We start from the raw sequence: 21,090 nt of genomic DNA, 5'->3' as shown, positions 1-21,090 counted from the left end.
TGCGGGGACGGTGACACCATCGGTGTCGTGACCACCAGCACCGCGCCGGCGGCCGGGCATCCCGCCCCGGCCGCGGCCCGGCTCCCCGACGGCCGTCCGGCCCGTCCTCCGCTGGCGCGACCGGCCGGCGACCGACTGCTGGCCGGGGTGGTCGCCGGCACCGCCGCGCACCTGCGCCTGGACCCGCTCGTGGTGCGGGTCGTCGTGGTCGGGCTGGCGTTCACCGGGGTCGGCGTCGTCGCCTACGCGCTGCTGTGGCTGACCATGCCGGTCGCCGACCCGTCCGGGGAGGACGACCCGACCGCCGTCATCGGGCAGCGCCCCAGCCGCCGCCAGATGATCCTGCTGGCGCTGCTGTCCTTCGTCGTCTTCGGGCTGGTCTCCCAGCTGCTCACCTTCGGCGGCTACGACGTCGTCCTGCCGCTGGCGCTCGCCGGGATCGGGCTGGCGCTGATCTGGCGGCAGACCGAGACCGACGCCTCGCTCTCCCGACGCACCAGTCGCTGGGGACTGGCCGCCGGCGTCGTCGTCGGCGTGGTCGGTGTGGTGCTGCTGCTGGCCACCACCGGGCAGCTGGCCAACGCCCGCAACGGCTTCACCGCCACCGTGGTGATCCTCGTCGGCCTGACACTGGCGACCGCCCCGCTGTGGCGCCGGCTGCTGGACCAGCGCGCGGCCGAGCGGGCTGCCCGGATCCGCTCCGAGGAGCGCGCCGCGGTCGCCGCCCACCTGCACGACTCGGTGCTGCAGACCCTCGCGCTGATCCAGCGGCACGCGGCCGACCCCACGGTGGTGAACCGGCTGGCCCGCAGCCAGGAGCGGGAGCTGCGGGCCTGGCTGTACGAGCCGACCGTCGCCACCGGCGGCACCTGGGCCGGGTTGGTCGCCCGACTGGTGGCCGAGGTGGAGGCCGACCACGCCGTCACCGTCGAGCCCGTCGTCGTCGGTGACCTGCCCGTCGACGACGCGGTCGCCACCCTCGGCCAGGCCGCCCGGGAGGCGGTCGTCAACGCGGCGAAGCACTCGGGTGCGCCGTCGGTCTCGCTGTACAGCGAGGTGACGCCGGGCTCGGTGGCGGTCTTCGTCCGGGACCGCGGGACCGGGTTCGACCCCGCCGCCGTACCGGGAGACCGGCGCGGACTGCGCGACTCGGTGGTGGGGCGGCTGACCCGACTGGGCGGCACGGCAACGGTGCGGTCCGCGCCGGGAGAGGGGACCGAGGTGGAGCTCTGCCTCCCACGTGCACAGGTGGAGGCGTCGCTGTGAACCGCACCCGGGTCTTCCTGGTCGACGACCACGCGATGGTCCGCGCCGGCGTGCGCGCCGAGCTGGGCGAGGAGGTCGAGGTGGTCGGCGAGGCAGCCGACGTCCCGACCGCGGTGGCCGGCATCCGGGCCAGCACACCGGACGTCGTCCTGCTCGACGTGCACCTGCCCGGCGGGGGTGGCCACGCCGTCCTCGAGTCGCTGCGCACCGAGCTGCCCGAGACCCGGTGGCTGGCGCTGTCGGTCTCCGACGCCGCCGAGGACGTCATCGCCGTCATCCGGGCCGGGGCCCGCGGGTACGTCACCAAGACGATCTCCGGGGCCGACCTGCGGGACGCCGTCCGCCGGGTCGCCGAGGACGACGTCGTCTTCAGCCCCCGGCTGGCCGGTTTCGTGCTGGACGCCTTCTCCGCCGGGCCCGCCGCACCGGTCCCCGCCGAGGACCCGGCCACCGACCCGGGCCTGGACCTGCTGTCGGCCCGCGAGCGCGAGGTGATGCAGCTGCTGGCCCGCGGCTACACCTACCGGGAGATCGGCGGGCGGCTGTTCATCTCGGTGAAGACGGTGGAGTCGCACGCCTCCAACGTGCTGCGCAAGCTGCAGCTGTCCAACCGGAACGAGCTCACCCGCTGGGCGGCCACCAACCGCCTGCTGTGACGCGGCGGCCGGTGGCCGCGGTGCGGTCGGTCGGGCGCCAGGTCAGCCGGTGTGCACCACGTGGAAGGCCTCGGCCAACCGGCCGTCGGGCAGGCCGTGGGCACGCGCGTTCTGCTGCATCCAGCCGGTCAGGAACTCCTGCAACTGGCCCTCGGGCCAGTGCGAGACCTGGCTGACGTGCGAGCGCAGTGCGGCGAGCTTGCGGTCGAGCACGTCGGTGACGTCCACGGCGTGGTCCGAGCGGGGGCCGCCGCCCAGCCACACCTCCGACACCGTCCAGGCGTCCAGGCCCTCGTCGGCCAGCAGCTCGGGGAAGGCGAAGGGGTTGCGGGCGTCGGGGTACACCGCACGCAACGTGGACTCGCCCACGGTCATGTGGTCGGGGTGGCTGGCGCCGATCCGCTCCCAGAAGCGCTCGGGTGAGCTGGTGAGCACCCGCTGCGGCCGCACCTGGCGGATCACCCGGCTGATGTCGCGGCGCAGGTCCAGGGTCGGCTCGAGCCGCCCGTCCGGGTACCCGAGGAACCGGACGTCGGTGACACCCACCGCCGCGGCCGCAGCTCGCTGCTCCTCGCGGCGCAACGGGCCCATCTGGTCGCGCGGGGTCTCGTCGAAGCCCCCGGCGTCCCCGTCGGTCACCATGCAGTAGGTGACCTCCGTGCCCGCCGCCGTCCAGGTGGCGACCGTGCCGGCGCTGCCGAAGTCGACGTCGTCGGGGTGGGCGAGCACGCACAGGACGCGGTCGACGTGCTCGGCGGGGGCAGTGGGGAGCGGCATCACGCGCCGCAGCTTATGGGCACCCTCCAGGGCCCCGGTCGAGCTCACGAGGCCTGGGGGAGGGTGACCCTCCCTCAGAGCCGGCCGCGGCCCTGACGCAGCAGCATCATCCCGAGTGCGGCGCCGTCCGGACCGAGCGCGGTGCGGAAGCGGGCGAGGACCCGCTGCTCGCGGGACAGCGACAGCCGCATGCCGCCCGAGGCGGTGCGCAGCGCGCCGATCTCCTGGGAGACGGCCAGCCGGCGCTGGACCAGCTCGATGATCTGCGCGTCGCAGGCGTCGATCTCGGCGCGCAGCGCGTCGATGTGCTCGGCCGGGTCGGCAGGGCGCTCGGTGGAGACGCTGGGGGAGAGGGTGCTGCTCATCGGGTCCTCCGGGGCGGGTGTGAGGCCGTCGGACCCGGGACACAGAAAACGCCCCGGGGCCTTGGGCCCGGGGCGTCGTGTGCGGTGGCTGATCAGCCAGCGAGTACGGACACCGGAACCCGGTGGCCGTAGGAAAACTCGCGATGCGTCAGCACGTCGAGGAGTCTGTCACACCACGGACCGCGCGGCCAGGTCACGCCGTCCCCAGGCGACACGCGCGCCCCGGTGGTCGTCGGTGCCCCGGCTTAGAGTGGGCGGGTCATGAGCAGCCCCCAGCACACCCTCCCCGGCACCGCCGCGCTCCCCCGGCACACGTCCGGCCAGATCGGCCGCGAGCTCGACCGGATGCTCGCCGGCCTGAACGGCCCGCAGCGCGAGGCCACGGTGCACGAGGGCAGTCCGCTGCTCATCGTCGCCGGCGCGGGGTCGGGCAAGACGCGGGTGCTCACCCACCGCATCGCCTACCTGCTCGGTGCCCGCGGCGTGCAGCCCGGCGAGATCATGGCGATCACCTTCACCAACAAGGCCGCCGGCGAGATGAAGGAGCGCGTCGCCGCCCTCGTCGGCCCGCGGGCCCGGGCGATGTGGGTGTCCACGTTCCACTCGATGTGCGTGCGCATCCTGCGCGCCGAGGCCGGCAAGCTCGGCATGAAGAGCTCGTTCACCATCTACGACCAGGGCGACTCGGTCCGGCTGATGACGATGGTCGCCCGCGACCTGGACCTCGACGCCAAGCGGTATCCCGGTCGCGGCCTGGCCAACCAGGTCTCGAACCTGAAGAACGAGCTCGTGGACGAGGAGTCCTACGCCCCGCAGACGGCACCGGAGAAGGTGCTGAAGGAGGCGTACACGCTCTACCAGCGGCGGCTGCGCGAGGCGCACGCGATGGACTTCGACGACCTGATCATGACCACGGTGCACCTGCTCCAGGCCTTCCCCGACGTGGCCGAGCACTACCGCCGCCGGTTCCGGCACGTCCTGGTCGACGAGTACCAGGACACCAACCACGCCCAGTACGTGCTGGTCCGCGAGCTGGTCGGCACGCACGGTGGCCCGGTGCCACCGGCCGAGCTGTGCGTCGTCGGGGACGCCGACCAGTCGATCTACGCCTTCCGCGGCGCGACGATCCGGAACATCGACGAGTTCGAGCGCGACTACCCCGACGCCACGACCATCGTGCTGGAGCAGAACTACCGCTCCACCCAGCGCATCCTGCGCGCGGCCAACCAGGTGATCGCCCGCAACACCGCCCGCCGGCCGAAGAACCTCTGGTCCGACGCCGGGGACGGCGAGCTGATCGAGGGCTACGTCGCCGACAACGAGCACGACGAGGCTGCCTGGGTCGCCGAGCAGATCGACGCGCTCACCGACGAGGGCAAGGCGCAACCCAAGGACATCGCGGTCTTCTACCGCACCAACAACGCCTCCCGGGTCTTCGAGGAGGTGTTCATCCGGGTCGGCATGCCCTACAAGGTCGTCGGCGGGGTGCGCTTCTACGAGCGCCGGGAGGTCCGGGACGCGGTCGCCTACCTCAAGGTGGTCGCCAACCCGGCCGACGTGGTGAGCCTGCGGCGGGTGCTGAACACCCCCAAGCGCGGCATCGGCGAGCGGGCCGAGGCGTGCGTCGAGCGGTTCGCCGACCGTGAGCGGATCCCGTTCGCCAGCGCGCTGCGCCGGTGCTCGGAGGTCGGTGACCTGGCCACCCGGTCGCTCAAGGCGATCCAGGAGTTCGTCGCGCTGCTGGAGGAGTTCGAGCAGCTCGTCGAGACCGGCTCGGGCCCGGCGGCGCTGCTGGAGAGCGTGCTGGACCGCACCGGCTACCTCGCCGAGCTGGAGGCCAGCACCGACCCGCAGGACGAGGGGCGGGTCGACAACCTCAACGAGCTCATCTCGGTGGCCGCCGAGTTCGAGGCGGCCAACCCCGGCGGCACCGTCACCGAGTTCCTCGAGCAGGTCTCGCTGGTCGCCGACGCCGACCAGATCCCGGTCAGCGGCGACGAGGCCGGCGTGGTCACGCTGATGACCCTGCACACGGCCAAGGGCCTGGAGTTCCCGGTGGTCTTCCTCACCGGCCTGGAGGACGGCGTCTTCCCGCACCTGCGGGCCCTCGGTGACCCGCGGGAGCTGGAGGAGGAGCGGCGGCTGGCCTACGTGGGCATCACCCGGGCGCGGCAGCGGCTGTTCCTCTCCCGGGCGATGGTGCGCACCAGCTGGGGGCAGCCGGCCTACAACCCGCCGTCCCGGTTCCTCGACGAACTGCCGTCCGACGCCGTCCACTGGGAGCGGATGGAGCCGGCGCCCAGCAAGCCGATGAGCTCCGCCCAGGCCCGGGTCGCCTCGACCGGGTTGTCGACCGGGGGCCTGCACGGCGGTGCGGGCAACCGGGCCGTGATCAGCGTCGACGTCGGCGACCGGGTCAGTCACGACGCCTTCGGGCTCGGCACGGTGGTTGAGATCAACGGCGCCGGCGACAAGGCGCAGGCCACGGTCGACTTCGGTTCCGGCGGCACCAAGCGGCTCGTGCTGCGCTACGCCCCGCTCGTCAAGCTCTGAGGTCGTCGGCGGCGACCTCGTAGACCAGCTCGAGACCGTCCTCGTCGTCCTCCTGCTCGCCGACCGGCACGAAGCCGTAGGGGAGCGCCAGGGCCCGGGAGGCGGTGTTGGTCGGGCTGATGGTCACCCGGACGGTGCGTACCGCGGGCTCAGCCCGTGCGCGGGTGAGCAACTGCTCGAAGGCGGCCCGGGCATAGCCCTGCCGGCGCCACACGGGTGCCACGGCGTAGCCGATCTCGACCATGCCGTCGCGATCAGGCGCGCCGTGGAACCCCGCCCGCCCGACGGCTGCCCGGCGGGTGGGGTCCCAGATGACCCGGGTGATCCAGCCGGCGTCCTCGGGGTGGGTGGTCAACTGTGCGGCGCGCCGGCGCCACACGGACGCCCAGTCCGGGCCGGCGAAGTACGCGGTCAGCGGCACCGGGCTGAGTTCGTCGGCCGCGGCGAGATCACCGGCGGCCAGAGCGGTGAACACCGCAGCCGGGAGCTGGACCAACCGCACGGACGGACCGGACGGCGGGTTGGCGGAGGTCACGGGGCCAGTCTGCCGGGGGCCACCGGCCTGGGTCAGCCGACGGACAGGCCCCGCTCGGCGAGCCAGTCCTCGGGGTCGATCGGCTTGCCGTTCATCCCACCGCGGTGGATCTCGAAGTGCAGGTGCGGCCCGGTCGACTGGCCCTGGTTGCCGACCTTGGCGATCTGCTCGCCGGCCGAGACGACGTCGCCGGCTGACACGTCGTAGTAGCGCATGTGCCCGTAGATCTGGACGTTCCCGTCGGCGTCCTGGATGTACACGGCGTTGCCGTAGCCCGACGCCGGCCCGGCGCGCAGCACGACCCCGTCGGCCGCGGCGAAGATCGGGGTGCCGAGCGGGGCAGCGAGGTCGAGACCCCAGTGCATGGTGCCCCAGCGTTGGCAGAAGCACGTGGTCAGCCGGCCGGTGGTGGGGACGACGAAGTCCGGCTCGCGGGCGGCCCGGGAGGCGGCGATCTCGCTCAGCCGGGCCTGGGCCTCTGCCTGGCTGATCTCCCCGCGTGCGCCCTCGACGTCCACGCCGCCGGCGAAGCTGGCATCGGCCAGCCCCAGCCCGTAGTCCACTCCGGAGGCCATCGGGGCGGGCTCCGGGTCACCGAGTCCGCCCAGCAGCGAGGTCGCCAGGGCGCCGGCGACGGCGATGGCCAGCAGCGCGGGTGCCCGGCGCCGCGGCGGGCGGGGGAACGCCCGTCGCACGACGTCGCCCGGGGGGCTCGCCGGAGTCTCGTCGGGGGCGGCCGCGGCGCGGGCGGCGGTGCTCGGGTCGGCGTCCTGGGTGGCCGCCCACTCGCGGTCCCAGTCCCAGTCGTCGTCGAAGTCGTCGGCCCAGTCGCCGGACGGGCCGGTGGGGGCGACGGCGGGGACGATCTCGGACTGCGTGCGGCCCACGAGTGTTCGTACACGGGACATCGGGCACCTCCCGGGCAGCACGCCGCGGGGAGCCGGGCGTCGTCGAGCACCAGCGGCCGCGCGGAGCGGTGGGTGCTGGTGCTGCGGTTCGGTGACGCCGGTGGAAATCCCATCGGTGTCATTCGCGACGCTACGGAGGGGCGGTGGGTGGTTCAACGATCTGACAGCGCGTGTCGACACCACAAACCATGAGTGACGACACCCGCGCTTGGCAGGTGTTGTCGTCGTGGTCAGGCGGCAGCGGCGGGGGTGTCGGCCTCGGAGCTGCGCAGGCCGGCCAGGGTCGCGGCGACCTCGTCGACCACGCCCCGGTGGATCGGCAGCGACATGTGCCCGACGCCCGGCACGAGCACGTTGCGGGCCTGGAGATCGGGGTGCTCGCAACGCCCGGCCGACGACGGCACGACCATCTGGTCCAGGTCGCTGTAGACCGCCGTCACGCGGGTGCGGCACTCCGGCGCCGGGGCGGCGAGCTCCTGGAACAGGTCCGACCCCGGCCGCAGCTGGCGCACCAGGCGGGTGGGCAGGACGTGCGCCCACCGGCTCCCGCCGTGCGGCGTCCCGAGGGTCACCAGCGACTCCACCCGCGCGTCGCCGCCCAGGCGCTGCACGAGGTACCGGGCGACCAGTCCGCCGAGACTGTGGCCGACCACGTGCACCCGGTCGTGCCCGGTCGCCCGGCAGACCTCCTCGATGTGCTGGCCGAGTGCCTCGGCAGCGCTCTGCACGTCGCGCAGCAGCGGGCTGTAGTTCCAGGTGCAGACCTGGGCGAAGCCACGCCGGCGGAGGCTGCGGCGCATCACCGTGAACACCGACCGGTTGTCGATCAGCCCGTGGACCAGCACGACGGGGATCCGGGCGGCGAGGGGGTCGGCGGCGAACAGGGCGCGGACGGCGGCGGGCTGTGCGCCGGGGCGGTAGCTCCCGTCGGGGCGCAGCCGCTCGGTGCGGGTGCCCAGCGGGTAGAGCAAGGTGTGTGCGCCCACCCAGGCCAGCTCGGTGAGGCTGCCGGTGAGTGCAGCGGGGGAGACCAGTCGCCGGAGGCCGGTGCGGCGAGGCAGTGTCGGCGTCGCGGGGACGTCGCTCCCTGCTCCAGCGCGCGGGGCGTGCCAGGCTGGTGCGGAGGGCAGAACGGGCTCGTGCACGCCGTTCCCCCTCCCGTCCGCCTCGGCACCGCGCCGGGCGGCGCGACATGAGCAGTGGTGTGCTCGGTTCAGGGGACCGTAATGCCCCGTTGTGTTGAACGTCACACAACTGTCACGCGACACGCGCTCGCGGCCAGAGAGCCCGATCCGAGGAGAACCCCAGTGCCCGCCCGTGACCGCGACCCCGCCCGCACCGGCGAGCCAGGCCGGCCTGCCGCCGCGCGCGCCTCCGCGGCCCGCCGCTCCGGAGGCTCCCGGGCCGGTGTCACCGCGCCGTCCGCCCCCGGCCCCGACCAGCTCGTCGTCGGGGCGGTCCCCGTGCTGGCCCGGATCTGCGGGGTGCTCCTGCTACTCGCCGGGCTGGCCGGCGCCGCGGCGTTGTTCCCGACCTACCTCGTGGTCGGGGGGGTCGCGGTGAGCCCGGTGCGGGGGGCGCTGGACGCCGTCGTCTCCCTCGTGGCGCCGGTCGCCTCGATCGCGGTGGGCGCCGGGCTGGCTCTCGGGCGGGTGCCTCGGCTCGGCCTGGCCTACGCGGCGGTCACCGGTGCGCTGGCCGTGGGCCGGCTGCTCATCGAGCTCCATCGGGGGCAGGGGTCGACAACCCGGCCGGCGGTCGAGGTGCTGGCCGGCGAGCTGGTGCTCACCAGCTCGGTGGAGACCGCCGCCGGCTGGGTGCTCGGGGTCCTCGCCCTGAGCCTCGCCGTCCTCGCCGGCCTGACCGCCTTCGCCGCCTGGAGCCGCACCGTGATGGACGACGGCGCGGCGCTGGACCCCCTGCGGCCGGTGCTCGCCGGCGCGGCGGCGCTCCTCGGCGTCGCGGCGGTGCTGGCACTGGCGCTGCCCGCAGCGGACGTCCCGGACCGGGTGGTGACCGACCCGCTGACCGGGCTGGAGGTCGTCGTGGAGCAGGAGGGGCCGCAGGCGCTGTTGGAGCGACCCGGGCTGGCCCTGCTGGGCGGGCTGCTGCTGGCCGGCGCGCTCGTGCTGGCCGCCGTCGTCGCGCCGTCGTTGCGGCCCCGGCTCGCCGCCGTCGGCGGCCTGCTCGCCGTCGCCGTCTTCCTGCTGGACAGCGCGCTGACCGGGCTCCGCGATGCCTGGTCCAGCCCCGACCTGGAGTGGACCGTGCCGGGCGCCGGCCTGCTGGTGCTGGCCCTCGGCGCGGTGGGGCTCACGCTGCTGGCCTGGCGCTGGCGGCGCGGTTCCCCCGCTCAGGGGTGACGTGGGCCACCCTCGCGCCCCTAGAGTCGAGGTCGTGGCAGCCGAGCGCATTCGAGTCGTGATCGCCAAGCCGGGCCTCGACGGCCATGACCGGGGCGCCAAGATCGTGGCCCGGGCGCTCCGCGACGCCGGCATGGAGGTCGTCTACACCGGGCTGCACCAGACGCCCGAGCAGATCGTGGACACCGTCGTCCAGGAGGACGCCGACGCGGTCGGGCTCTCGGTGCTCTCCGGCGCGCACATGACGCTGTTCCGGCGGCTCACCGAGCTGCTCCGCGAGCGGGACGTCGACGACGTCGTCGTCTTCGGGGGCGGGATCATCCCCGACGCCGACCTGCCCGAGCTGGCCCAGCTCGGGGTGGCCCGGGTGTTCACCCCGGGCGCGAGCACCGAGGAGATCGTGGGCTGGGTCCGGGAGCACGTGGGCGTCTCCGCCGAGGCCTGACCGCCTCGTCCGGTGCCCGCTCAGCGGAAGAGACGGGTGAGACGTCCCCCTCGGTCGGAGGGCACCTGACGCGGGCACCCCGGGGGCGGGCTACGGTCCTTGCTCGTGGATCTCTTCGAGTACCAGGCCCGTGACCTGTTGGCCTCGCACGGCGTGCCCGTGCTCCCCGGCGGCGTAGCCGAGACGCCCGAGGAGGCGGAGGCGATCGCCCGCGAGATCTCCGCCCCGGTCGTCGTGAAGGCGCAGGTGAAGGTCGGCGGCCGCGGGAAGGCCGGCGGCGTGAAGCTGGCCGACGACCCTGAGGCCGCCAAGGCGCGGGCACAGGACATCCTCGGGCTGGACATCAAGGGGCACATCACCCACCGGGTGATGGTCGCCCAGGCCAGCGACATCGCCGAGGAGTACTACTTCTCCTACCTGCTCGACCGTTCCAACCGCACCTTCCTCGCCATGGCCTCGGTCGAGGGCGGCGTCGAGATCGAGACGCTCGCCGTCGAGCGCCCGGAGGCGCTGGCCCGGGTCCCCGTCGACGCCTCGATCGGTGTCGACGCCCAGAAGGCCGCCGAGATCGTCGACGCCGCCGGCTTCCCGGCCGAGGTCCGCGACCAGGTGATCGCCATCGCCGTCCAGCTGTGGGACGTCTTCAGCAAGGAGGACGCCACCCTGGTCGAGATCAACCCGCTGGCCAAGGCGCCCGACGGCACCGTGCTCGCCCTGGACGCGAAGGTCACCCTGGACGAGAACGCCTCCTTCCGGCACGGCGAGCACGACGCCCTCGAGGACTCCGCCGCCGCCGACCCGCTGGAGGCCGCGGCCAAGGAGAAGGGCCTCAACTACGTCAAGCTGGACGGCCAGGTGGGCATCATCGGCAACGGTGCCGGCCTGGTCATGAGCACGCTGGACGTCGTCGCCTACGCCGGTGAGGAGTTCGGCGGCGTCCGCCCGGCCAACTTCCTGGACATCGGCGGTGGCGCCTCCGCCCAGGTGATGGCCGACGGGCTGGGCGTCATCCTGTCCGACCCGGCCGTGAAGAGCGTCTTCGTCAACGTCTTCGGCGGGATCACCGCCTGCGACGCCGTGGCCGACGGCATCGTCTCGGCGCTGGGCCTGCTCGGCGACGAGGCCACCAAGCCGCTGGTCGTGCGGCTGGACGGCAACAACGTGGAGGAGGGCCGGCGGATCCTCGCCGAGGCCGCCCACCCCCTGGTGACCGTGGTCGACACCATGGACGGCGCCGCCCGCCGCGCCGCCGAGCTCGCCGCCTCCTAACCGTCTTCTGGCCTCGTCCAGAGGCTCGCCCCGAGCTCGCGAGGGGTGAGGAGGACGAGGTCCTTCTACTGAACAGGACACAGCAGAGATGTCGATCTTCCTCACCGAGAACAGCAAGGTCATCGTCCAGGGCATCACCGGATCCGAGGGCCGCAAGCACACTGCGCGGATGCTCGCCTCCGGCACCGCCGTCGTCGGTGGCGTGAACCCCAGCAAGGCCGGTCAGTCCGTCGACTTCGACGGCACGACCGTCCCCGTCTTCGGCTCCGTCGCCGACGCGATGAAGGAGACCGGGGCCGACGTCACCGTCGTCTTCGTGCCGCCGAAGTTCGCCAAGGACGCCGTCCTCGAGGCCGTCGACGCCCAGATCGGGATGGCCGTGGTCATCACCGAGGGCATCCCGGTGCACGACTCGACCTACTTCTGGGCGCACGCCCAGGGCGGCTCCACCCGCATCATCGGCCCGAACTGCCCCGGGCTGATCAGCCCCGGGCGGTCCAACGCCGGCATCATCCCGGCCAACATCACCCAGGCCGGCAAGATCGGGCTGGTCAGCAAGTCCGGCACGCTGACCTACCAGATGATGTACGAGCTCCGGGACATCGGCTTCTCCACCGCCGTCGGCATCGGCGGTGACCCGGTCATCGGGACGACGCACATCGACTGCCTCCAGGCGTTCCAGGACGACCCGGAGACCGAGGCGATCGTGATGATCGGCGAGATCGGCGGCGACGCCGAGGAGCGGGCCGCGGACTTCATCAAGGCCAACGTGACCAAGCCGGTCGTCGGCTACGTCGCCGGCTTCACCGCCCCCGAGGGCAAGACGATGGGCCACGCCGGCGCCATCGTCTCCGGCTCGGCCGGCACGGCCGCTGCCAAGCAGGAGGCCCTCGAGGCCGCCGGTGTGAAGGTCGGCAAGACCCCGTCGGAGGCCGCCCGCCTCATGCGGGAGATCGTCGGCGGCTGACGAAGGACCCCGTCCTCCCCGGGACGGGGCTGAACTGCACCGCTGCTGCCCGGCCTCTCTCCGGAGGGTGCCGGGCAGCGGCGTGCCCGGGGTGCCCGTCGGCGCCGGGACGGCGGAGACTCGCGGGTGCTCGCCCGTACCCGACCGTCCACGCACGAGGAGCCCACGATGACGTCGAGTGGTCCCGAGCCGGCCTGGGTGCCACCGCCCCCGCCAGCGGGCGGACCCGCGGCCGGCCGCGGGTTCGACCGGAGTCGACTGACGACGATGGACCTCCTGGTGGCCGGGGGAGCCCTCCTCTACCTGCTCGTCGGTCTCCTCCCGTGGGCCTCGGTCACCTTCGACTTCGCCGGCCGGATCACGGCCAGCGGGTACGAGTTCTCCGCACTGGTCGTGCTGAGCGCGCTGTTGCTGCTCGGCGCGGGAGCGTGGGCGGTGCTCCCCGCCGTCCGCCCGGCCCGGGCCGGCTTCCTGCGCGCCGCACCGGCCGTCGTCCTGGCCGCGCTCGCGCTGCTGTGCACGCTCATCGCGTGGCTGCGGAGCCTCGACTACGGCTTCCAGTTCCCCGCGCTGCTGGGCGTCCTCGTCGCCGCCGCCGTGACCGTGCTGGCCGCGGCGTCCCTGCTGCCCGAGCTCCGCGCGTGGTCCGGCCGGCAGGCCGGCCCGGCCGGGGCGCCCACCGGGAGCCGGCCGGGTGGGAGCCAGTCGCTGCAGCACGGAGGGCCGCTGGGCGGGCTACCCCAGTACGGCCGACCGCACTACGGACAGCCGACGGGCTGGGGACAGCCGCACCACGGGCAGCCGCACCCCGGGCAGCCGCGGTACGGGCAGCCTGCCGAGCCCTGGCAGCCGCCGGTCGGCCCCGACCGACCACGGCCTGCAGCTGACCGCTGACCCCCTGCCACGGCCGGGACCGTGACTTGAGTCGCCCCGGCGCGTGCGCCGGGCCAGGCCCCGTGTGCCTTGCGACAGTGGAGGGGTGACCTCCGTGCGGACGCGCCTGCCCTCCGTCGGGTCGGGGGAGCGTCGCACCAGGTTGACCGGCGTCCTGGCCGTGGCCGCAGCGCTGGCCGTGTCGGTCCTGGGACTGGCCGGCCTGACCCTCGCCGTCGTCGTCGTCCAGACCCTGGACCCCGACGGTGGGCTGCCGCTGACGGCCTCCGCGCGGGTGGCCGGTCAGCTGTGGCTGCTCGGGCAGGGCGCAGAGCTCCAGCTGTCCTCGGGCCCGTTGCGGCTCGCGCCGCTGGCGGTGACCGCGGGGATCGCCTGGGGGATCAGCCGGGCAGCAGGGTCGGTGGCGGCTCTCCGGCGGTCGCGCACCGCAGGGGGAGCGGCGGTGGTGCTGGCGGTCGTCGTCGCCGTCCACGTCGCCCTCACCGCCGGCCTGGCGCTGGTCGTCGACGCACCGGGTGCCTCCGTCCCCCTGCCGCGTGCGGTGCTGGGAGCCGGCGTCGTCGCGCTCGTCGCCGGCGGGCTGGGAGTGCTGCGCGACTCGGGCCTGGGCGCGGAGCTCGTCGACCGGTTCCCCGGTCCCGGCCGGGTGGTCCTGCGCGCGGTCGCCGCCGGGACCCTGGCGCTGGCCGCCTGCTGCACCGCGGTGGTCGCGGTGGCCCTCGTGCACGACGTGGCCGGGCTCGGCCGGGTCATCACCGGCCTCGGCGGCGCCGGTGCCGGAGCCGCCGGGCAGGTGGGGCTGAGCCTGCTGCTGCTGCCCAACGCCGTGGCCGCGGTGATGGGCCTCGCCGCCGGCCCCGGCTTCCTGGTGGGCGCCGGGACGTTCGTGTCCACCAGTGGGGTGACGCTGGGCAGCGTGCCCGCACTGCCGCTGCTCGCCGCGCTGCCCGACACGCAGGCGGTGCCGCTGCTGGCCTTCCTCTCCCAGGCCCTGCCCGCGGTGGCGGGCCTGGTCACGGGTGCGGTGGTCGGTCGTCGACTCGGGGACGACGACGGCGGCACGGTGATCGCTGCGCTGTGGGGCGTGGTCGCCGGGCTGGGTGTCGGGGTGTGCGCCGGGCTGTGGGTGCTGGTCGCCGGGGGTCGGCTCGGTGACGCGGCGCTGGCCGAGGTGGGTGCGCCGGCGCTCGCCACGGGGCTGGCGATCGCCGCCCAGGCGGCCCTCGCCGCGGCCGTGGCCGCCGCCGTCAGCCGCTGGCGCTCGCGGGGCTGACCCCGGCCGCGGTCGGCCCCGCCGGAGGTGACGGCTAGGGTTGGCGAACGTGTCCGCCGACGCGACCGCCGTCCCGCGGTCTGGCCCCGATCGGGCCCGCGTCGTGGTCCTGCTGTCCGGGGCCGGCACGCTGTGCGCCGCACTGCTGGCCGCCACCGCCACGCCGGGGTACCCCGCCGAGGTCGTCGCCGTCGGCTCCGACCGCGCCGACGCCCCCGGGCTGGCGCACGCGCGCAACGCCGGCGTCCCCACCTTCGTCCTCGCCCTGCGCGACGCCCCCGACCGGGCCGGCTGGGACGCTGCGCTGGCCGCGGAGCTGGCCCGCCACCGGCCGGACTGGGTCGTCTGCGCCGGCTTCATGAAGCTGCTGGGCCCCGCCGTCCTGGGTGCGTTCGGTGGCCGGGTGGTCAACACCCACCCGGCGCTGCTGCCGGCCTTCCCCGGCGCCCACGCCGTCCGGGACGCCCTGGCCGCCGGCGTCCCCACCACCGGCGCGACCGTCCACCTCGTCGACTCGGGCGTCGACACCGGCCCGGTGCTCGCCCAGCGCCCGGTGCCGGTGCTGCCCGGGGACGACGAGGAGCGCCTGCACGAACGGATCAAGGACGTGGAGCGGGAGCTCCTGGTGCAGACCCTGGCCGGCCTCGTGGTCCAGGCCGCCGGACTGCCCCCCACCGACGCACCGACACAGGAGAGCACCCGATGAGCGACCGCACCCCCGTCCGCCGCGCCCTGCTCGGGGTCTACGACAAGAACGGCGTCGAGGAGCTGGCCCGTGGCCTGGTCGACGCCGGGGTGGAGCTGGTCAGCACCGGCGCCACCGCTGCCCGGATCGCCGCCGCAGGTCTGCCGGTCACCCCCGTCGAGCAGGTCACCGGCTTCCCCGAGTGCCTGGACGGTCGGGTGAAGACGCTGCACCCGGCGGTGCACGCCGGGATCCTCGCCGACCGGCGCCGGCCCGAGCACGTCGCCCAGCTCGACGAACTGGGCATCGCCGCCTTCGACCTGGTCGTGGTGAACCTCTACCCGTTCAGCGACACGGTGGCCTCGGGCGCCTCGCCCGACGAGTGCATCGAGCAGATCGACATCGGCGGCCCGGCGATGGTGCGCGCGGCGGCGAAGAACCACCCCTCGGTCGCGGTCGTCGTCGACCCGGGCCGCTACGACGAGGTGGTCGAGGCGGTCGGGGCCGGCGGGTTCACCCTGGCGCAGCGCCGGGAGCTGGCGGCCGAGGCGTTCCGGCACACCGCCGCCTACGACGTCGCCGTCGCCTCGTGGATGGGCAACGTGCTCGCCCCGGACGACGCGAGCGGCTTCCCCGAGTGGGTCGGCGGGAGCTGGGAGCGCGCCGACGTCCTCCGCTACGGCGAGAACCCGCACCAGGGCGCGGCTCTGTACCGCAGCGGGCAGTCGGGGCTGGCCGACGCCGAGCAGCTGCACGGCAAGCAGATGTCCTACAACAACTACGTCGACACCGACGCCGCCTGGCGGGCCGCGCACGACCACGCCGACCCGTGCGTGGCGATCATCAAGCACGCCAACCCCTGCGGGATCGCCGTCGGCGCCGACATCGCCGCCGCGCACCGCAAGGCGCACGCCTGCGACCCGGTCTCGGCCTTCGGCGGCGTGATCGCCGCCAATCGTGAGGTCGACCTGACCCTGGCCGAGCAGATCTCCGAGGTCTTCACCGAGGTCGTCGTCGCCCCGTCGTTCACCGAGGACGCCCTCGGCGTGCTCACCGCGAAGAAGAACATCCGGCTGCTGCGCATGCCCGAGGCTCCCCGGTTGTCGGTGGAGCTGCGCGCGATCAGCGGCGGGCTGCTGCTGCAGACCGCCGACCGGATCGACGCCCCGGGCGACGACCCCACCAGCTGGACGCTGGCCGCCGGTGCACCGCTGGACGCCGCCGGGCTGGACGACCTGGTGTTCGCCTGGCGGTCGGTGCGCGCGGTGAAGAGCAACGCCATCCTGCTCGCCGCCGACAAGGCCACCGTCGGGGTCGGCATGGGCCAGGTCAACCGGGTCGACTCCGCCCGGCTCGCGGTGGCCAGGGCGGGGGAGCGCGCGACCGGCTCGGTCGCCGCCTCCGACGCGTTCTTCCCCTTCGCCGACGGGCTGCAGGTGCTGCTGGACGCCGGTGTGCGGGCCGTGGTGCAGCCGGGCGGGTCGGTGCGGGACGAGGAGGTCGTCGCCGCCGCGCAGGCCGCTGGGGTGACGCTCTACCTCACCGGCACCCGCCACTTCGCGCATTGAGGCCGGATCCGCAGCCCCCGGAGCCGGACACGGTCTGGGAGGACGAGGACCTCGCGGGCGTCGACTGGGACTGGGCGCGGTTGGAGCGGGTGACGTTCATCGACTGCCGCTTCGACGACGCCTCGATGGCGGAGCTGGTCACCAGCCGGTGCGTGTTCGAGCGTTGCGTCCTCACCGGCGCCGCGCTGTCGGGCTCCCGGCACGAGGGGACGGCGTTCCTCTCCTGCCGGTTCGACCGGGCGAAGCTGTCCAACGTCACCTGGACCGGCTGCAAGCTGACCGGCTCGCAGTTCCCCGGTGCCACGCTGCGGCCGATGACCTCGGAGGAGTCCGACTGGTCCTACGTGTCGCTGCGGGGTGTCGACCTGTCCGGCGTCGACCTGGCCGGCCAGAAGCTGACCGAGGCCGACCTCACCGACACCGACCTGACCGACGCCGACCTGACCCGGGCCGACCTCCGGCGGGCGCGGCTGCAGTCCACCCTGCTGCGCGGGGCGGACCTGCGCGGAGCCGAGACCGACGGCGTCAACTGGCGGGGGTTCGACCCCACCGGCGTGCGCCTGGACCTGGTGCAGGCGGTGCTGTTCACCCGCTCCCACGGCGCCCTGGTGGCCGACTGAGACCTGCGGTCGGCCGGGGCGTCGCCCCACCGGACGGCTGGTCGGTCAGCGGCCGGTCACGTCGAGCCCCGGGGGCGGGCGCATCGGGCAGACTGCACCACGTGGCAGCGACGACTCTCGACGGCAAGGCGACCGCGGCGACGATCCGGGCGGAGCTGACCGAGCGGGTGGCCGCCCTGGCCGCTGCCGGGCGGCGGCCGGGCCTCGGCACCCTGCTGGTCGGCGACGACCCGGGCAGCCGCTGGTACGTCGGGGCCAAGCACTCCGACTGCGCCCAGGTCGGCATCGCCAGCATCCAGCGGGAGCTGCCGGCCACCGCCGACCTCGCCGAGGTGCTCGCCGTCGTCGACGAGCTCAACGCCGACCCCGCCTGCACCGGCTACATCGTGCAGCTGCCCCTGCCGCGCGGCATCGACGAGAGCGTCGTGCTCGAGCGGATCGACCCGGCGAAGGACGCCGACGGCCTCCACCCGGTCAACCTCGGCCGGCTCGTGCTCGGCGTCCCCGGGGCGCTGCCCTGCACGCCGGTCGGGATCGTCGAGCTGCTCCGCCGCTTCGACGTCCCGCTGGCCGGTGCGGAGGTCGTCGTGGTCGGGCGCGGCATCACCGTCGGCCGCCCGCTGGGCCTGCTGCTCACCCGGCGCACCGAGAACGCGACCGTGACCCTGTGCCACACCGGCACCCGGGACCTGGCCGCGCACACCCGCGCGGCCGACGTCGTCGTCGCGGCGGCCGGCGTCCCGGGGCTGATCACCGCCGACATGGTCAAGCCCGGGGCGGCCGTGCTGGACGTGGGGGTCAGCCGGGTCGACGGCAAGATCGCCGGCGACGTCGCCGCGGACGTGCGGGAGGTGGCCGGCTTCGTGGCCCCCAACCCCGGTGGCGTCGGCCCGATGACCCGGGCGATGCTGCTGGCCAACGTCGTCCTCGCCGCCGAGCAGGCGGCCGGGCTCGAGGTGCTGACGGCATGAGCCGGCGCGCCGGCGGGCCGGCGCCCGACCGGTCGCCGCTCTACCTGCGCCGACCGCTGCTGGCCGGCTTCCTCCGGCAGTGGCCCCTGCTGACCGTCATCGTCATCGCCGGGGTGGGCCTGCTGCTCGTCGCCGGTGACCGGTGGCGTCAGGGGCTGGTCGTGATGGGGCTCGCCCTGGTCACCGCGGCCGCGCTGCGGTTGCTGCTCCCGTTGCGTCGCACCGGCTTCCTCGCCGTCCGCAGCCAGCGCGTCGACGTCGCCCTGACGGGGTGCGCCGGCGTCGCGCTGGTGGCCATGGCACTGAACATCCCGCCGACCTGACCGGCCCGGAGCGGCCCCCGCATGGCCGGACGACGCCGCCCGGGGCTAGGTTGGCGGGCATGGCAGATCGGGCCCGGAACGGCAAGGTGACCGTGGTAGGTGCCGGCTTCTACGGCTCGACGACCGCGTTGCGGCTGGCGGAGTATGACCTGTTCGAGACGGTCGTGCTCACCGACATCGTGGAGGGCAAGCCCGAGGGGCTGGCGCTGGACATCAACCAGTCGCGCCCGATCGAGGGCTTCGAGACCCAGGTCGTGGGGGTCGGCGGCGGCTCGTACGCGGGCACCGAGAACTCCGACGTCGTGGTCATCACCGCGGGGCTGCCGCGCAAGCCCGGCATGAGCCGGATGGACCTCATCGAGACCAACGCCGGCATCGTCCGCCAGGTCGCCGAGAACGTCGCGCAGACCTCTCCGGACGCCGTGGTCATCGTCGTGTCCAACCCGCTGGACGAGATGACCGCGCTGGCGCAGCTGGCCACCGGCTTCCCGAAGGCCCGCGTCATGGGCCAGGCCGGGATGCTGGACACCGCGCGGTTCAGCAACAACGTCGCCGAGGAGCTCGGCGTCCCGGTCGGCTCGGTGCGCACGCTGACCCTCGGTTCGCACGGCGACACGATGGTCCCGGTGCCCTCCCGTTGCACCGTCGACGGCAAGCCGCTGGCCGACGTGCTGGCCGCCGACCGGATCGCCCACCTGGTCGACCGCACCCGCAACGGCGGGGCCGAGGTCGTGGCCTTGCTGAAGACCGGCTCCGCCTACTACGCGCCGTCGGCCGCAGCCGCCCGGATGGCCCGCGCCGTGATCGAGGACAGCGGCGCCGTGATGCCGGTGTGCGCCTGGGTCGACGGCGAGTACGGGATCTCCGGGGTCTACCTGGGGGTCGAGGCCGAGATCGGCCGGGAAGGTGTCCGGAAGGTCGTCGAAGGCGACCTCTCCGACAGTGAGCTGGCCGGCCTGCGAGAGGCCGCCGAGGCGGTACGCGCCAAGCAGGCCGACGTAGCCGACCTCTGAGGGAAGGACCCCGCTGCCCTCCACCGCTCGCACGCGCGCGGTGGGGCCCTGCAGCGGGGCCATGAGCGCACAAAGGAGAACGACGTGAGCAAGATCAAGGTCGAGGGCAAGGTCGTCGAGCTCGACGGCGACGAGATGACCCGGATCATCTGGCAGTTCATCAAGGACCAGCTGATCCTCCCGTACCTGGACGTCGACCTCGAGTACTACGACCTCGGGATGGAGAACCGCGACGCGACCGACGACCAGGTCACGGTCGACGCGGCCAACGCCATCAAGCAGCACGGGGTCGGCGTCAAGTGCGCCACCATCACCCCGGACGAGGCGCGGGTCGAGGAGTTCGGCCTCAAGAAGATGTGGCGCTCCCCGAACGGGACGATCCGCAACATCCTCGGCGGCGTGATCTTCCGCGAGCCGATCATCATGCAGAACGTGCCGCGGCTGGTGCCGGGCTGGACGAAGCCGATCATCATCGGCCGTCACGCCTACGGCGACCAGTACCGCGCCACCGACTTCACGTTCCCCTCCGCGGGCACCCTGAAGGTCGTCTTCACCCCCGAGGACGGCGGCGAGCCGATCGAGCGCGAGGTCTTCCAGGCCCCCGGCGCCGGCGTCTCGCTGTCGATGTACAACCTCGACGACTCGATCCGCGACTTCGCCCGGGCCTCGCTGAACTACGGGCTCAACCGCGGCTACCCGGTCTACCTCTCCACGAAGAACACGATCCTGAAGGCCTACGACGGCCGGTTCAAGGACATCTTCGAGGAGGTCTTCCAGGCCGAGTTCAAGGAGCAGTTCGACGCGGCCGGGATCACCTACGAGCACCGGCTGATCGACGACATGGTCGCCGCCTCCCTCAAGTGGGAGGGCGGCTACGTCTGGGCCTGCAAGAACTACGACGGTGACGTGCAGTCCGACACGGTGGCCCAGGGCTTCGGCTCGCTCGGCCTGATGACGTCGGTGCTGGCCACCCCGGACGGCAAGACCGTCGAGGCCGAGGCCGCCCACGGCACGGTCACCCGGCACTACCGCCAGCACCAGCAGGGCAAGGAGACCTCGACGAACCCGATCGCGTCGATCTTCGCCTGGACCCGGGGTCTGGCTCACCGCGGCGTGCTCGACGGCACCCCCGAGGTGACCCGGTTCGCCGAGACCCTCGAGCGGGTCTGCATCGAGACCGTCGAGAGCGGTCAGATGACCAAGGACCTGGCGCTGCTGATCTCCAAGGACGCCCCGTGGCTGACCACCCAGGACTTCCTGGCGGCCATCGACAGCAACCTGCAGAAGGCCATGGCCTGACGACAGCTGTCGTAGCAATGGCCTGACGACAGCAGTCGTAGCAATGGCCTGACGACAGCTGTCGTAGCAATGGCCTGACGACAGCTGTCGTAGCAATGGCCTGACGACAGCTGTCGTAGCAATGGCCTGACGACAGCTGTCGTAGCGCAGAACGGCCCCCGTGACCTCCGGTCGCGGGGGCCGTCCTGCGTCGTGGGGCGGTGCCGAGATCGGGCTGCTGGTTGCCTCGATCCCTTCGAGGCAGCCACCAGCCCGAGGTGATCACTGCCCTGTGGACGACGCCCGCGCCGGGCGGGCCGGTCGCCGCAGGCTGCCCCGGTGCGGATCCCGCCGTACCGCC

Annotated in this window: 21 protein-coding genes; 16 read left to right on the top strand and 5 right to left on the bottom strand. The window is 73.8% G+C overall.

Annotated elements, in window-relative coordinates:
• The first annotated feature begins 27 nt into the window (after positions 1-27).
• Both G5C62_RS02395 and G5C62_RS02390 read left to right on the top strand, forming a co-directional pair.
• Positions 28-1,266 carry an ATP-binding protein gene (locus G5C62_RS02395; protein ID WP_164699878.1) on the top strand — a complete coding sequence of 413 codons (1,239 nt, stop codon included), beginning with the start codon at positions 28-30 and terminating at the stop codon, positions 1,264-1,266.
• Positions 1,263-1,922 carry a response regulator transcription factor gene (locus tag G5C62_RS02390; protein ID WP_036334343.1) on the top strand — a complete coding sequence of 220 codons (660 nt, stop codon included), beginning with the start codon at positions 1,263-1,265 and terminating at the stop codon, positions 1,920-1,922. The genes G5C62_RS02395 and G5C62_RS02390 overlap by 4 nt, the downstream gene beginning before the upstream one ends.
• A gap of 42 nt (positions 1,923-1,964) precedes the next feature.
• On the opposite strand, the gene G5C62_RS02385 is transcribed toward G5C62_RS02390, so the two are convergent.
• Positions 1,965-2,699 carry a PIG-L deacetylase family protein gene (locus tag G5C62_RS02385; protein ID WP_164699877.1) on the bottom strand — a complete coding sequence of 245 codons (735 nt, stop codon included), beginning with the start codon at positions 2,697-2,699 and terminating at the stop codon, positions 1,965-1,967.
• Between the two features lie 74 nt (positions 2,700-2,773).
• Positions 2,774-3,064, bottom strand: a complete 291-nt coding sequence (locus G5C62_RS02380; protein ID WP_036334345.1) for a chorismate mutase — start codon at positions 3,062-3,064, stop codon at positions 2,774-2,776.
• 261 nt (positions 3,065-3,325) lie between these two features.
• On the opposite strand from G5C62_RS02380, the gene pcrA reads away from it, so the two are divergent.
• Positions 3,326-5,617, top strand: coding sequence for a DNA helicase PcrA (gene pcrA, locus G5C62_RS02375; protein WP_164699876.1), 2,292 nt, complete (start codon positions 3,326-3,328; stop codon positions 5,615-5,617).
• Here the strand turns inward: pcrA and G5C62_RS02370 are convergent.
• The 3 genes from G5C62_RS02370 to G5C62_RS28470 form a co-directional block, all read right to left on the bottom strand.
• Complete coding sequence (locus tag G5C62_RS02370; protein ID WP_206330435.1) at positions 5,607-6,152, bottom strand: GNAT family N-acetyltransferase; 546 nt, start codon at positions 6,150-6,152, stop codon at positions 5,607-5,609. The genes pcrA and G5C62_RS02370 overlap by 11 nt on opposite strands.
• 32 nt (positions 6,153-6,184) lie before the next feature.
• A complete protein-coding gene (locus G5C62_RS02365; RefSeq protein WP_241175664.1) occupies positions 6,185-7,039 on the bottom strand; it encodes a M23 family metallopeptidase in 855 nt (284 codons plus the stop codon).
• 251 nt (positions 7,040-7,290) lie between these two features.
• Positions 7,291-8,205 (bottom strand): triacylglycerol lipase, encoded by a 915-nt coding sequence (locus G5C62_RS28470; protein ID WP_164699874.1) that lies wholly within the window; start codon positions 8,203-8,205, stop codon positions 7,291-7,293.
• 162 nt (positions 8,206-8,367) lie between these two features.
• Between G5C62_RS28470 and G5C62_RS02355 the strand changes: the two genes are divergently transcribed.
• The 13 genes from G5C62_RS02355 to G5C62_RS02295 all read left to right on the top strand — a co-directional run bounded on the left by G5C62_RS02355 (position 8,368) and on the right by G5C62_RS02295 (position 20,750).
• On the top strand, positions 8,368-9,423 hold the full coding sequence (locus G5C62_RS02355) for a hypothetical protein (RefSeq protein ID WP_241175663.1): 1,056 nt from the start codon (positions 8,368-8,370) through the stop codon (positions 9,421-9,423).
• Between the two features lie 34 nt (positions 9,424-9,457).
• Positions 9,458-9,868, top strand: a complete 411-nt coding sequence (locus tag G5C62_RS02350) for a cobalamin B12-binding domain-containing protein (RefSeq protein ID WP_164699873.1) — start codon at positions 9,458-9,460, stop codon at positions 9,866-9,868.
• Between the two features lie 105 nt (positions 9,869-9,973).
• Entirely contained in the window at positions 9,974-11,137 is a 1,164-nt protein-coding gene (gene sucC, locus G5C62_RS02345) for an ADP-forming succinate--CoA ligase subunit beta (RefSeq protein WP_164699872.1), read from the top strand.
• An 88-nt stretch (positions 11,138-11,225) separates the two neighbouring features.
• Entirely contained in the window at positions 11,226-12,104 is an 879-nt protein-coding gene (gene sucD / locus G5C62_RS02340) for a succinate--CoA ligase subunit alpha (protein ID WP_036334175.1), read from the top strand.
• Positions 12,105-12,371: 267 nt separating this feature from the next.
• On the top strand, positions 12,372-12,998 hold the full coding sequence (locus G5C62_RS02335) for a hypothetical protein (RefSeq protein ID WP_164699871.1): 627 nt from the start codon (positions 12,372-12,374) through the stop codon (positions 12,996-12,998).
• 85 nt (positions 12,999-13,083) lie between these two features.
• Positions 13,084-14,271, top strand: a complete 1,188-nt coding sequence (locus G5C62_RS02330; protein ID WP_164699870.1) for a DUF6350 family protein — start codon at positions 13,084-13,086, stop codon at positions 14,269-14,271.
• A gap of 49 nt (positions 14,272-14,320) precedes the next feature.
• Positions 14,321-14,977, top strand: coding sequence for a phosphoribosylglycinamide formyltransferase (gene purN / locus G5C62_RS02325; protein WP_164699869.1), 657 nt, complete (start codon positions 14,321-14,323; stop codon positions 14,975-14,977).
• Positions 14,974-16,524, top strand: a complete 1,551-nt coding sequence (gene purH / locus G5C62_RS02320) for a bifunctional phosphoribosylaminoimidazolecarboxamide formyltransferase/IMP cyclohydrolase (RefSeq protein ID WP_036334178.1) — start codon at positions 14,974-14,976, stop codon at positions 16,522-16,524. The genes purN and purH overlap by 4 nt, the downstream gene beginning before the upstream one ends.
• Positions 16,521-17,144 carry a pentapeptide repeat-containing protein gene (locus tag G5C62_RS02315; RefSeq protein WP_036334180.1) on the top strand — a complete coding sequence of 208 codons (624 nt, stop codon included), beginning with the start codon at positions 16,521-16,523 and terminating at the stop codon, positions 17,142-17,144. Before purH ends, G5C62_RS02315 begins: the two co-directional genes overlap by 4 nt.
• 101 nt (positions 17,145-17,245) lie before the next feature.
• The gene (locus G5C62_RS02310; protein ID WP_036334182.1) at positions 17,246-18,115 is read left to right on the top strand and encodes a bifunctional methylenetetrahydrofolate dehydrogenase/methenyltetrahydrofolate cyclohydrolase; all 870 of its coding nucleotides are present in this window, start codon (positions 17,246-17,248) and stop codon (positions 18,113-18,115) included.
• On the top strand, positions 18,112-18,438 hold the full coding sequence (locus G5C62_RS02305) for a DUF3017 domain-containing protein (protein ID WP_052090876.1): 327 nt from the start codon (positions 18,112-18,114) through the stop codon (positions 18,436-18,438). The genes G5C62_RS02310 and G5C62_RS02305 overlap by 4 nt, the downstream gene beginning before the upstream one ends.
• Before the next feature lie 59 nt (positions 18,439-18,497).
• On the top strand, positions 18,498-19,451 hold the full coding sequence (gene mdh, locus G5C62_RS02300; protein ID WP_036334183.1) for a malate dehydrogenase: 954 nt from the start codon (positions 18,498-18,500) through the stop codon (positions 19,449-19,451).
• Positions 19,452-19,535: 84 nt separating this feature from the next.
• The gene (locus G5C62_RS02295; RefSeq protein WP_164699868.1) at positions 19,536-20,750 is read left to right on the top strand and encodes an NADP-dependent isocitrate dehydrogenase; all 1,215 of its coding nucleotides are present in this window, start codon (positions 19,536-19,538) and stop codon (positions 20,748-20,750) included.
• Positions 20,751-21,090: the final 340 nt, after the last annotated feature.

It is taken from the genome of Modestobacter sp. KNN46-3 (genome assembly GCF_011039295.1).
This window is presented reverse-complemented; position numbering and strand designations above follow the sequence as displayed.